General features: G+C 59.0%; 10 protein-coding genes. 7 read left to right on the forward strand and 3 right to left on the reverse strand.

The genetic code is table 11. The features are described from left to right. The first annotated feature begins 1 nt into the window (after position 1). From USG84_RS14330 to USG84_RS14345, 4 genes are read left to right on the forward strand one after another with little or no spacing between them, the layout of a single operon-like run. A complete protein-coding gene (locus USG84_RS14330; protein WP_253540842.1) occupies positions 2–1,516 on the forward strand; it encodes an ABC transporter substrate-binding protein in 1,515 nt (504 codons plus the stop codon). An 18-nt stretch (positions 1,517–1,534) separates the two neighbouring features. Continuing rightward, on the forward strand, positions 1,535–2,476 hold the full coding sequence (locus tag USG84_RS14335; protein WP_061099113.1) for an ABC transporter permease: 942 nt from the start codon (positions 1,535–1,537) through the stop codon (positions 2,474–2,476). Positions 2,477–2,478: 2 nt separating this feature from the next. Next, a complete protein-coding gene (locus tag USG84_RS14340; protein ID WP_048957588.1) occupies positions 2,479–3,354 on the forward strand; it encodes an ABC transporter permease in 876 nt (291 codons plus the stop codon). Between the two features lie 9 nt (positions 3,355–3,363). Then, entirely contained in the window at positions 3,364–4,965 is a 1,602-nt protein-coding gene (locus USG84_RS14345; RefSeq protein WP_320727894.1) for a gamma-glutamyltransferase family protein, read from the forward strand. A 76-nt stretch (positions 4,966–5,041) separates the two neighbouring features. Here the strand turns inward: USG84_RS14345 and USG84_RS14350 are convergent, their stop codons facing one another. Further along, positions 5,042–5,812, reverse strand: a complete 771-nt coding sequence (locus tag USG84_RS14350) for an amidohydrolase (protein WP_041911141.1) — start codon at positions 5,810–5,812, stop codon at positions 5,042–5,044. A gap of 108 nt (positions 5,813–5,920) precedes the next feature. Further along, on the reverse strand, positions 5,921–8,365 hold the full coding sequence (gene fadE / locus USG84_RS14355) for an acyl-CoA dehydrogenase FadE (RefSeq protein ID WP_048957586.1): 2,445 nt from the start codon (positions 8,363–8,365) through the stop codon (positions 5,921–5,923). A 239-nt stretch (positions 8,366–8,604) separates the two neighbouring features. Here fadE and lpcA point away from each other — a divergent pair, with 239 nt between their 5' ends. Both lpcA and USG84_RS14365 read left to right on the forward strand, forming a co-directional pair. Further along, complete coding sequence (lpcA, locus tag USG84_RS14360) at positions 8,605–9,183, forward strand: D-sedoheptulose 7-phosphate isomerase (RefSeq protein WP_003863232.1); 579 nt, start codon at positions 8,605–8,607, stop codon at positions 9,181–9,183. A gap of 48 nt (positions 9,184–9,231) precedes the next feature. Further along, positions 9,232–9,999: a class II glutamine amidotransferase gene (locus USG84_RS14365; protein ID WP_061099108.1), complete on the forward strand. Its 768-nt coding sequence runs from the start codon at positions 9,232–9,234 to the stop codon at positions 9,997–9,999. Here USG84_RS14365 and dpaA read toward each other — a convergent pair. Next, positions 9,970–10,710: a peptidoglycan meso-diaminopimelic acid protein amidase gene (gene dpaA, locus USG84_RS14370; protein ID WP_061099107.1), complete on the reverse strand. Its 741-nt coding sequence runs from the start codon at positions 10,708–10,710 to the stop codon at positions 9,970–9,972. The two genes, USG84_RS14365 and dpaA, sit on opposite strands and share 30 nt — an antisense overlap. Positions 10,711–11,009: 299 nt before the next feature. On the opposite strand from dpaA, the gene USG84_RS14375 reads away from it, so the two are divergent. Beyond that, the gene (locus USG84_RS14375; protein ID WP_320738317.1) at positions 11,010–12,353 is read left to right on the forward strand and encodes a Na(+)-translocating NADH-quinone reductase subunit A; all 1,344 of its coding nucleotides are present in this window, start codon (positions 11,010–11,012) and stop codon (positions 12,351–12,353) included.

Genomic DNA, 12,353 nt, shown 5'->3' on the forward strand with positions numbered 1-12,353 from the left:
AATGACTATGCGTAATTCTCTTTTGACCGTACTGGGAAGTGTTATGTTGCTTGGCGCGGCGCTGCCCGCCCATTCTGAAAGCGTGCTGCGAATCGGCCTGGGGGCAGACCCGGACATGCTCGACCCGCACCTGGCGCGCACCTACTATGGCCGCTTCGTGTTTGCCTCCCTGTGCGACAGGCTGGTGGACGTCGACGAGCATCTGAAGGTCGTGCCGGGTCTCGCGAAATCATGGGCCTGGAGCGCCGACGGCAAAACCCTGACCATGGATCTCCGCGAAGGCGTGACCTTCCATGACGGAGAGAAATTCGATGCCGCCGCCGCGAAATACAACCTCGACCGCGCCCTGACCCTCAAAGGCTCCCTGAGGAAAAGCGAGATCTCCTCCGTGGAGTCGGTAGAGGTCACCGGCCCGATGCAGATTGCGCTGCACCTGAAAACCCCGGACGCCGCGCTGCTGATGCAGCTTACCGACCGCGCGGGGGCGATGATGGCACCCGAAGCGGCGAAAAAGCCGGACTTTGCCGCCCATCCGGTCTGTTCCGGCCCGTATAAATTCGACAGCCGCGTGTCGCAGGACCGCATCGTTCTGACCCGCTTCGACAACTACTGGAACAAAGGCGCCTACCACTTCGATAAAATTATCTATCTGCCGATCCCGGATGCCTCCGTGCGCCTTGCGAACCTGCGAGCGGGCGATCTTGACCTGACCGAAGGCATCGCCGCTAGCGACGTCAAAACCGTCGAAGCCGACAGCAAGCTGGCGCTGGCGAAGGTCACCGGCCTGGGCTATCAGGGGATCACCTTCAATATTAACAACGGCAAGGTTCCGGCGAACGATCCGTTCAAAGATGCCCGCGTGCGTGAGGCGTTTTCTCAGGCCATCGACCGTGAGGCGTTAAACCAGGTGGTCTTCGAAGGCCTCTACACCCCGGCAAACCAGGCGTTTTCGACGGTGAGCCCGTATCACGTGAATCTGCCGGTTCCACCGCGCGACGTTGATAAAGCCAAAGCGCTGCTCAAAGCGGCAGGCGTCACCGCGCCGCTGACCGTCAACCTGCTGGTGCCGAACAACCCAACCTCACAGCAGGTGGGACAGGTGCTGCAGGCGATGGTCGCCGAGGCCGGCTTCACGCTGAACCTGCAGATGACCGAATTTGCCACGCTGCTGGATCGCCAGCAGAGCGGTGATTATCAGCTGAGCTTCTCCGGCTGGTCGGGACGCCCGGATCCGGACGGCAGCATCTACGGCTTCGTTCACAGCAACGGCACCCTGAACGACGGCCGCTACAGCAACGCGCAGGTCGACGAGTGGCTGACGCAGGCGCGCCAGAGCACCGACCAGGCCGCACGCCAGCCGCTGTACGACAAGGTGGTGAAGCAGCTGCAAACCGACATGCCGATTGCCTACCTCTACTTCGAGCCGCGCATTTTTGGCCTGAACAAGCGCGTGCAGGGCTTTAAGCCTTACCCGGACGGCATCGTGCGTCTGGCGGGTTTGACGCTGGCGAAATAAACGTCCTGAGGAGAACCCATGCTGGAACTGATTTGCAAACGTCTGCTGCTGGCTGTCCCGACGCTATTGCTGGTGAGCATGATGGTGTTCGGGCTGCAAAAGCTGCTGCCCGGCGACCCGCTGATTGCAATGGCCGGAGAGGAGCGCGATCCGGCGGTGATCGCCCAGCTGCGCGCGGAGCTGAACCTGGATGCGCCGATCCCGGTGCAGTATTTCCACTGGCTGACGCGGGCGCTGCAGGGCGATCTGGGCGTCTCCTTGCGCACGCACGAACCGGTGACCGAGCTTATCGCCAGCAAGCTGCCGGTTACGCTGGAGCTGTCGCTGCTGGCGATGATTATCGCGCTGGTGTTTGGCATCAGCATGGGGATCGTCGCGGCGGTGAACAAAAACAGCTGGGTCGATCACGGGGCGAACTTCGTGGCGATCTCGGGGATCTCTATTCCCCACTTCTGGCTGGGGATCCTGCTGATTCTGGTCTTCTCGGTGAACCTGCAGTGGCTGCCCGCGTCCGGCTACGTGCCGTTCAGTGAAGATCCGCTTCAGAACCTGCGCACGCTGCTGCTGCCCGCATCCGTGCTCGGAACCGGGCTGGCGGCGACGCTGATGCGCCATACCCGCGCGTCGATGATTGCGGTACTGAAAGCGGATTATATCCGTACCGCACGCGCCAAGGGGTTGCTGCCGAAGGCGGTCATTCTAAAGCACGCGTTTCGCAACGCGCTGGTGCCGGTGATCACCCTCACCACGCTGCTGTTCGGCGAGCTGCTGGGCGGCGCGGTGCTGACCGAGCAGGTGTTCACCATTCCGGGCTTTGGCAAGATGATCGTCGATTCGGTGTTCAACCGTGACTACGCGGTGGTGCAGGGCGTGGTGCTGATCGTGGCGATCGGCTTCCTGCTGCTCAACCTGCTGGCCGACGTGCTTTACGTCCTTATCAACCCGAAAATGCGAGGTTAACCATGGCGGAACTGACGACGCAAACCGTAGCCCCCGCGCTGCCGCGCGCGCAGAACCGGGTGCTGAAGAAATTCCTCGCCAATAAAAGCGCGGTGATTGGCGCCGTGGTGGTGGGCTTCTTTGTACTGGTGGCGCTGCTGGCGCCGTGGATTGCCCCGTTTGATCCGGTTAAAGCCAACTTCCTCGCGGTGCGCAAAGCGCCGTCGGCGATGTACTGGTTCGGCACCGACGAGCTGGGGCGCGACATTTTGTCCCGCATTATCTGGGGAGCGCGAACCTCGCTGATGGCGGGCTGTATGTCGGTGGTTATCGCGGTGGTCATCGGCGTGCCGCTGGGGCTGGTGGCGGGCTACTTCCAGAAGATGTGGGACGGCGTGATCTCGCGCTTTATCGAGGCGCTGCTGGCCTGTCCGTTCCTGATCATGGCGATCGCGCTGGGGGCATTTTTAGGCCCGAGTCTGACCAACGCGATGATCGCCATCGGTCTTTCGGCGATGCCGATCTTCGCCCGCCTGACGCGCGGGCAGGTGATCGCCATTCGCAACGAAGAGTACATCGACGGCGCGCGGGCGATTGGCCTGCCGGATCGCTGGATCATCATTAAATACGTTCTGCCAAACGTGATGTCGCCGATCCTGGTTCAGGCCACCCTGGCCATTGCCTCGGCGATTATTGCCGAAGCCAGCCTGTCGTTTTTAGGGCTGGGGCAGCAGCCGCCCAATCCGTCCTGGGGGTCCATGCTCAATACCGCGAAAGGCTTTCTTGAGCAGGCGCCGTGGATGTCCGTTTTCCCCGGCGTGGCGATTTTCCTTGCCGTGCAGGGCTTTAATTTACTTGGCGATGGGCTGCGCGATGCGCTCGATCCGCGCCACGACTAAGGAGTCATGATGACCAAAGCGCTTGATTTTACGTCCGGTTACGATTCACGCCGCCCGCCGATGATGGGCCATAACGCCGTTGCCACGTCGCAGCCGCTGGCGGCGCAGGCGGGAATGAAAATGCTGCAGCTGGGTGGCAATGCCGTCGATGCGGCCATTGCCACCGCCATGGCGCTGACGGTGGTTGAGCCGACCGGCAACGGGATCGGCAGCGACGCCTTTGCCATCGTCTGGGACGGTGAAAAGCTGCACGGCCTGAACGCGTCCGGGCGCTCGCCGGCCAGCTGGCATGCGGATCTGTTTGCCGGTAAAACCGCGGTGCCGGAAATCGGCTGGGATGCGGTGACCGTGCCGGGTGCGGTGTCGGGCTGGGTGGCCCTGGCGGAACGCTTCGGCACGCTGCCGCTGACCACGCTGGCGCAGCCCGCGATTGACTACGCGCGTAACGGCTTCCCGGTCTCGCCGCTGATTGGCCATCTCTGGCAGCGCGGCTATAGCAAGCTGAAAGATCAGCCGGGCTTTAGCGCCTGCTTTGCGCCGGAGGGCCGCGCCCCGCGCGTGGGGGAGATCTTCCGTAACCCGGCGCAGGCTCATTCGCTGGAGCTGATTGCCAAAACCAACGGTGAAGCCTTTTACCGCGGCGAGCTGGCGCGGAAAATTGCCGCCTTCGCCCGGGAGCACGGCGCTCACCTGACGGCTGAAGATCTGGCAAACCATCGCGTGGACTGGGTTGACCTGCTGTCGCGCGACTTCGCGGGCGGCTCGGTACAGGAGCTGCCGCCAAACGGGCAGGGGATCGCCACGCTGATTGCGCTCGGTATTCTGGAGCAGTGCGGCATTGAGAAACATCATCCGGACTCCGTGCAGTCTCTGCACTTGTCCATTGAAGCCATGAAGCTGGCGCTGGCGGATCTCGACCGCTACGTGGCGGATGAAGAACACATGGAGTTCGCAGCAAAAGAGCTGCTGAGCGACCATTATCTGAAGTCGCGTGCGGCGCTTATCGATCGCGATAATGCCTCTGACTTTGTGTACGGTTCACCGACGCAGAGCGGCACGGTCTACATCAGCACCGCGGACGCCAGCGGAATGATGGTTTCGTTTATTCAGTCCAACTTTATGGGCTTCGGTTCAGGCATTGTGGTGCCGGATACCGGAATCAGCCTGCAAAACCGGGGCTGTGGATTTGTGCTGGATCCCAATCATCCGAACGCGCTGGCGGGCAGCAAGCGTCCGTTCCACACCATCATTCCGGGCTTTGCGATGGACGGCAGCGGCAAGCCGCTGATGTCCTTCGGCGTAATGGGCGGCCCGATGCAGGCGCAGGGGCACATGCAGATGGCGCTGCGCATTATGCTGCACGGGCAAAACCCGCAGGCGGCCATCGACGCGCCGCGCTGGCGCGTGGTGCAGGGCAGGGAGGTGATCGTTGAATCGACGTTCGATCGCAATACCATTGCCGCGCTGCGCGAGCGCGGGCATCAGATCGTGGTGGAAGATCCGCTCCAGGATTACAACTTCGGCGGTGCGCAGGTGATCTATCGTATGCCGGAAGGACACTACGTGGCCGCGACGGAGAGCCGCAAAGACGGGCAGGCGTTAGTGAGTTAATATTTTATCCCCCTAATGCGAGCAGCGAACAATCCCCTCTCCCCTTTGGGGAGAGGGCTAGGGTGAGGGGAAAATTTCACCCAATGCTAAACGGATCCGCATCCTGCCAGGCCGGAAACTTCTCCCGATACTCCTTCAGCGCCGTCAATGACAGCTCTGCATCAATGCGCGTCGCCTGATGCGGCTCGGCGGTGGCAATAATCTCGCCCTGCGGGTTCACCACCCGGCTGTCGCCGCGGTAGTGATGGCCGTTGCCGTCCGTTCCCACGCGGTTACAGCCCACCACGTACGCCTGGTTCTCAATCGCACGCGCCACCAGCAGCGCCTGCCAGTGCAGCGAGCGCGGCGCGGGCCAGTTGGCGACGTACAGCGCCAGGTCGTAATCGTTGCGGTTGCGCGACCACACCGGGAAGCGCAGGTCGTAGCAGACCAGCGGCAGGATGCGCCAGCCGCGCCACTCGAACACCACGCGTTCGTTGCCGGCTTCATAATGATGATGTTCATCGGCCATGCGGAACAGGTGGCGTTTATCGTAAAAATGCACTTTCCCTTCCGGCTCAACCAGCAGGAAGCGGTTCACCGGGCCGCGTTCCGTTTGCAGTGCGGCGCTGCCGGCGATCAGCGCGTTGGTTTGCTGCGCTTTGGCATGCATCCAGGCGACCACCTCTTCCTGGGGCATCGACTGTTTAGCCGCTTCCATCGCGAAGCCGGTGGTAAACATCTCCGGCAGGACAATCACATCTCGCCCGGTAATCTCTTCCAGTTGACGATCAAAGTGGCGCAGGTTGGCAGGGCCATCCATCCACACTAAAGGCTGCTGCAAAATCGAAATCTTCAAACCAGGCACGATACAGACTCCTCAAACGACCCCTTTTTGACACTGTAGCACGTCATTACGAGAAAATGTGGCAATAAAAAACCCCGCACCGGGCGGGGTTTGTATAAGCGAAACGCGTTATGCCGCTTCAGGTTTACGGTGCTTCTCCGGCAGCTTTACCGGCTGCGTCGCCAGCTCTTCCGGTTCGAAATCATCCACGTTAATACTGCGCAGACGGCTCTCTTCGGCTTTCACCAGCAGCGCAGCTTCGTCGTTATTGATAATGCCACCGGCCAGCGCCTGTTTCGCCAGTTCGTCCAGACGGGTAAACGGCAGGTTTTTGCCCAGCTGTTTGCAGATCTTCTGGTGAATCGGGTCGGCGGCCATCACGTCCAGCAGCGCCTCTTCCAGCAGGCCCACCGGGTTATGCGGCGTTGGCGCCAGATACTGACCGCGGCCAATGCGGGAGCGGGTTGCGCTCGGAACCTGCAGGATCTTCGCCACCTTGTGGTCCAGCTTGTCGGACGGCGCCAGATGATGACGACCGGTCGGGAAGATCACCGCGCGCAGGGCGCCTGCCACGAAGCGGTTCGGGAAGTTGGCCAGCAGGTCGTCAATCGCCTGTTCAGCCTGATACATCGCATCCTGCACGCCCCAGTGTACCAGCGGCAGATCCGCTTCCTGACGGCCTTCGTCGTCGTAGCGTTTCAGCACCGCAGAGGCCAGGAAGATCTGGCTCAGCACGTCGCCCAGACGGGCGGAGATACGCTCGCGACGCTTCAGGCTACCGCCCAGCACCGCCATGGAAACATCCGACAGCAGAGCCAGGTTGGCGCTCAGGCGGTTCAGATGCTGGTAGTAACGTTTGGTCGCATCGCCGGTTGGCGTTGCGCTGGTCAGGCCGCGCGTCAGGCCGAGCCAGAAGCTGCGCACCTTGTTGCTGCCCACGTGACCGATATGCTTGAACAGCAGCTTGTCGAAGGCGTCCACGTCGTTATTCTGCGCGGCGGCCATCTCCTCCAACACGTAAGGATGGCAGCGAATTGCCCCCTGGCCGAAGATCATCATGCTGCGGGTCAGGATGTTTGCCCCTTCCACGGTGATGGCAATCGGTGCGCCCTGATAGCCGCGCGCCAGGAAGTTGCCTTCGCCGAGCATAATGCCTTTACCGCCCGCGATATCCATCGCGTCAATGATCGACTGCTGCGCGCGGTGGGTACAGTGGTACTTCACAATCGCGGACAGCACGGCCGGTTTTTCGCCCAGCATAATGCCGTAGGTAATCAGCGATGCAGCGGCGTCCATCACGTAGGCGTTGCCCGCGATGCGCGCCAGCGGCTCTTCGATACCCTCCATCTTGCCGATGGAGATTTTGAACTGACGGCGAATGTGGGCATAAGCGCCAATTCCCATCGCGACGGACTTCAGGCCGCCGGTTGAGTTCGACGGCAGGGTAATACCGCGGCCTACCGACAGACATTCCACCAGCATGCGCCAGCCCTGACCGGCCATTTTCGGGCCGCCGATGATGTAGTCAATCGGCACAAAGATATCCTGACCGCGGGTCGGACCGTTCTGGAACGGCACGTTCAGCGGGAAGTGACGACGGCCAATTTCAACGCCCGGGGTAGAGGTTGGGATCAGCGCGCAGGTAATGCCGAGGTCTTCTTCGCCGCCCAGCAGTTTTTCCGGGTCAGAGAGCTTAAAGGCCAGACCCAGCACGGTGGCAATAGGCGCCAGGGTGATATAGCGTTTGTTCCAGGTCAGGCGCATGCCCAGCACCTGCTGGCCCTGCCACTCGCCCATGCAGACCACGCCGGTATCCGGGATTGCGCCTGCATCGGAGCCCGCTTCCGGGCTGGTCAGCGCGAAGCACGGGATTTCCTGACCGCGCGCCAGGCGCGGCAGATAGTGATCTTTCTGCTCTTCCGTACCGTAATGTTGGAGCAGTTCGCCCGGGCCTAAGGAGTTCGGCACGCCGACGGTAATCGCCAGGATCCCGGAGACGCCCGCCAGCTTTTGCAGCACGCGAGCCTGAGCGTAAGCGGAGAACTCAAGACCGCCGTACTCTTTCTTAATGATCATCGCGAAGAAGCGATGCTCTTTCAGGTACGCCCACAGCTCCGGCGGCAGGTCGGCCATTTCGTGGGTGATAGCAAAGTCGTTCGCCATGCGGCACGCTTCTTCCACCGGGCCGTCAATAAAGGCCTGTTCTTCGGCGGTCAGGCGCGGCTGCGGATAGTTGTGCAGCTTTTTCCAGTCCGGGTTGCCCTGGAACAGGTCGCCTTCCCACCAGGTGGTGCCCGCATCAATCGCTTCTTTCTCGGTGCGCGACATCGGCGGCATCACTTTGCGGAAGCCTTTAAACACCGGTGCGGAGATCATCGACTTACGCATCGGAGCCAGGTTAAACGGCAGCAGAATGATGGCAAGAGGAACCAAAATCCAGATATTCCAGAGACCTGCGACGCCAAGCGCAGCCGTCCAGGCCAGAAGAATCAGGCTGCTCAGGAATAAACTGACGCGGTGATAGAACAACACACCGAGCAGTACAACGGTTGCGAGAATGCTCAAAATCATCATAAAGAAAAGCTCCCTTGCTTGTAGGAGGTCTGACCACTTGTGATGATATGGTTGTAGTTGATGTAAATTCCTTTAGCAATGTGTTTACAAAATAATTACAACCTGGTTCACATTGTTCGCGTTTTCGCCGGCACAAAAAATCAAAACGCCGGACGATTCGCATGGCTTTAGCTTCTCGCTTTTCCCGCTATCCGGTACACTCCACTGTGTTATTTCATCAATACTGAAGGATTATCCTCATGTACCAGGATCTTATTCGTAACGAACTGAACGAAGCGGCGGAAACGCTGGCGAACTTTCTAAAAGATGATGCCAATATTCACGCTATTCAGCGCGCGGCGGTCCTGCTGGCCGACAGTTTTAAGGCCGGTGGCAAAGTGCTCTCCTGCGGTAACGGCGGTTCCCACTGTGACGCCATGCACTTCGCTGAAGAGCTGACCGGACGCTATCGTGAAAACCGTCCGGGCTACCCGGCGATTGCGATTTCCGACGTGAGCCACATCTCCTGCGTAGGCAACGACTTCGGTTACGACCACATCTTTTCCCGCTACGTTGAGGCAGTAGGCCGTGAAGGCGACGTGCTGCTGGGTATCTCTACCTCCGGTAACTCCGCGAACGTGATCAAAGCGATCGCCGCCGCGCGTGAAAAAGGGATGAAGGTCATCACCCTGACCGGGAAAGATGGCGGTAAGATGGACGGTACGGCGGATATCGAAATTCGCGTTCCGCACTTCGGCTATGCAGACCGGGTTCAGGAAATTCACATCAAAGTGATCCACATCCTGATTCAACTGATCGAAAAAGAGATGGTTAAGTAAGACTTCGCTGGGGGGCACCTGTGTCCCCCGCTGTTGTGGAGGTGATATATGTGCGAACTGCTCGGGATGAGCGCCAATGTGCCAACCGATATCTGCTTTAGTTTCACCGGGCTGGTGCAGCGCGGTGGAGGAACCGGGCCGCATAAAGACGGCTGGGGCATCACCTTCTACGAGGGCAAAGGGTGTCGCACGTTCAAAGATCCACAGCCCAGCTTTAACTCACCAATTGCCAAACTGGTGCAGGATTACCCCATTAAATCCTGTTCAGTGATCGCGCATATTCGTCAGGCAAATCGCGGCGAAGTGGCGTTGGAAAATACCCATCCCTTTACCCGCGAGCTGTGGGGCCGTAACTGGACCTACGCGCATAACGGGCAGCTTACGGGCTATAAATCGCTGGAAACGGGCAACTTCCGTCCGGTTGGCGAAACGGACAGCGAGAAGGCCTTCTGCTGGCTGCTGCATAAGCTGACGCAACGTTATCCGCGCACGCCCGGCAACATGGCCGCCGTATTCAAATACATCGCGACGCTGGCAACGGAATTGCGTGAAAAAGGCGTGTTTAACATGCTGTTGTCTGACGGGCGCTACGTGATGGCGTTCTGCTCGACGAATCTCTTTTGGATCACGCGCCGCGCGCCGTTTGGCGTCGCTACGCTGCTCGATCAGGATGTGGAGATAGATTTTCAGAAAGAGACCACACCGAACGATGTGGTCACAGTCATTGCAACGCAGCCGCTGACGGGCAACGAAACCTGGCAAAAGATTATGCCAGGCGAGTGGGTGCTATTTTGTCTCGGGGACCGTGTAATTTGACGCCAGCTGCGGGTGGACGACTTCGTGGCTCAGCGGTTTGCTGACCACGTAACGGCCATCGACGATAGAGACCACTGGTGGTTTGTGGGTCTGCTCAAAGTAGTCATAACCCGGCTTCAGCTGTTTCCAGAAATCGGCGTAGTAAGAGTACTTATGGCGCGCCATGTTGGCATCCGTCATGCGGAACGGATAGATGCTGACCTGAACGTTAGGCTGCCCAAAGACCAGCGCGCCGGTCACGAACTGGAAAATCTCATCAATGCCGGAGTCGGTCATCGCGTAGCAGCCGACAGACACGCAGGCACCGTGGATCATCAGGTACTTCCCTTCATAACCGTGAGCACGGTCATAGGCGTTCGGGAAACCGATGTTGATTGCTTTATAGAAGCGGCTATCCGGCTTTAACTGGTTACGCTGAACGTTGTAAAATCCTTCCGGACTCTTGAAATCGCCCTGGCGCTGTTTTGGACCCAGTCCGCCGGAATAGTTACAAATTTTGTAGCTATCAAGCAGCTGATACGTCTCGCCCATTTTGACATACAGATCGAGCGTGCGCTCTTCCTTGAAGATCTGAATATAAACCGGGGATCCCATTAACTGCTGTTTATATTCTTTGCTGATCGGCGTGGTGGAGCTGTTGCTGCTGAGCAGCCCGGCAAACGATACGCACGGAATCAGAAGCATCGCAATGAACAATGCGATTTTACGCATACTACAAATTCCTTGATAAAACCTGGACTAACTTGCCAGGACGGCAAAAGAGACCCGAAATCAGATTATTCTGTTAGGTGCGCTCACATTAGCACCGCTATAGATTTTCGCAAGAGCCGGGCGGTGAGTTTACAAATTAGTTTTACTTTATAAACCATCAAAAACGCGCTGGCTCCAGGAACTTTGCGTAATAGCTCGCAATTTGGCGCGCTCAAAGGCGGATTCCCTGCCCGAGAGAGAGGAGAAAATGGTACACTTCGCGCCCACTGGATTGTTGTTTATGGAAACCTGCTAACCACATGTTTAAAATAAAAAAAGGACTTAATCTGCCGATTGCAGGCGTGCCTGAGCAGCACGTCTCGTCTGGCGCAAGCGTCCGTCATGTCGCAATTTTGGGTGACGATTATCTGGGAATGCGTCCTTCAATGCTCGTGCAGGAGGGCGATCGCGTGATCAAAGGGCAGGCGCTCTTTGAAGACAAAAAAAATCCCGGCGTCTTGTTCACGGCCCCCGCCAGCGGTACCGTTGTGGCGATCAACCGCGGCGAGCGTCGCGTGCTGCAGTCGGTAGTTATCCGCATCGAAGGCGATGAACAGCGTGAGTTTGCTCGTTATGATGCGGGAGACCTCGCGACGCTTAGCCGCGAAGATGTGCAGGCTCAGCTGCTGGCATCCGGGTTGTGGACGGCGCTTCGTACGCGCCCATTCAGCAAATCACCTGTTCCTGATACCGCCCCGGCTGCCATTTTCGTTACGGCCATCGACACCAACCCGCTCAGCGCAGATCCGCAGCCCATTATCCTGGCGCAGCGTAAAGCCTTTGATGCCGGGCTGACCGTTCTGACTCGCCTGACGCCCGGAAAAGTGCACGTTTGCCAGGCCGGCGGCGGCAAGCTTGGCGGCCATCCGCTGGGACAGGTCACGTTTAATGAATTTTCCGGCCCGCATCCGGCGGGTCTGGTCGGGACCCATATCCACTTCCTTGAGCCGGTGAGCCTAAAAAAACAGGTCTGGCACCTTAATTATCAGGATGTCATTGCCATCGGTAAGCTCTTTACTACGGGTGAACTCTGCGCTGAACGGATCATTGCTATCGGCGGGCCACAGGCCGTAAACCCGCGTCTGGTTAAAACGCTTCTGGGAGCAGACATTAATGAACTGCTGGCAGGGGAAACGAAAGAGGGTGAAAACCGCCTGATTTCCGGTTCGGTACTCAGCGGCCGCCGCGCTGTCAATGCGCACGCGTACCTGGGACGTTTCCATCTTCAGGTGAGCGTCGTTCTGGAAGGGCGTGAGAAAGAGCTGTTCGGCTGGGTTCTGCCAGGCGCAGAAAAATACTCCGTCACCCGCACCACGCTTGGCCATTTCCTGCGTCATAAGCTCTTTAACTTCTCCACCAGCACGAACGGCGGCGAGCGCGCGATGGTTCCGATTGGCAACTACGAACGTGTAATGCCGCTGGATATTCTGCCGACCGTGCTGCTGCGCGATCTTCTGGCCGGCGACACCGACGGCGCGCAGGCGCTCGGTTGTCTTGAGCTGGATGAAGAAGATCTGGCGCTCTGTACCTATGTGTGTCCAGGTAAATACGAATATGGACCCGTATTGCGCGAGGTGTTAACCCGCATTGAGCAGGAAGGATAA

This window comes from Enterobacter sp. 168J2 (genome assembly GCF_034107265.1).
Taxonomy (GTDB): Bacteria; Pseudomonadota; Gammaproteobacteria; order Enterobacterales; family Enterobacteriaceae; genus Enterobacter; species Enterobacter nematophilus.

Coding starts and splice junctions, on each gene's coding strand:
- lpcA (WP_003863232.1), top strand. CDS start 8,605: ATGTACCAGGATCTTATTCGTAACGAACTGAACGAAGCGGCGGAAACG.
- dpaA (WP_061099107.1), bottom strand. CDS start 10,710: ATGCGTAAAATCGCATTGTTCATTGCGATGCTTCTGATTCCGTGCGTA.
- USG84_RS14365 (WP_061099108.1), top strand. CDS start 9,232: ATGTGCGAACTGCTCGGGATGAGCGCCAATGTGCCAACCGATATCTGC.
- USG84_RS14375 (WP_320738317.1), top strand. CDS start 11,010: ATGTTTAAAATAAAAAAAGGACTTAATCTGCCGATTGCAGGCGTGCCT.
- USG84_RS14335 (WP_061099113.1), top strand. CDS start 1,535: ATGCTGGAACTGATTTGCAAACGTCTGCTGCTGGCTGTCCCGACGCTA.
- USG84_RS14330 (WP_253540842.1), top strand. CDS start 2: ATGACTATGCGTAATTCTCTTTTGACCGTACTGGGAAGTGTTATGTTG.
- fadE (WP_048957586.1), bottom strand. CDS start 8,365: ATGATGATTTTGAGCATTCTCGCAACCGTTGTACTGCTCGGTGTGTTG.
- USG84_RS14345 (WP_320727894.1), top strand. CDS start 3,364: ATGACCAAAGCGCTTGATTTTACGTCCGGTTACGATTCACGCCGCCCG.
- USG84_RS14340 (WP_048957588.1), top strand. CDS start 2,479: ATGGCGGAACTGACGACGCAAACCGTAGCCCCCGCGCTGCCGCGCGCG.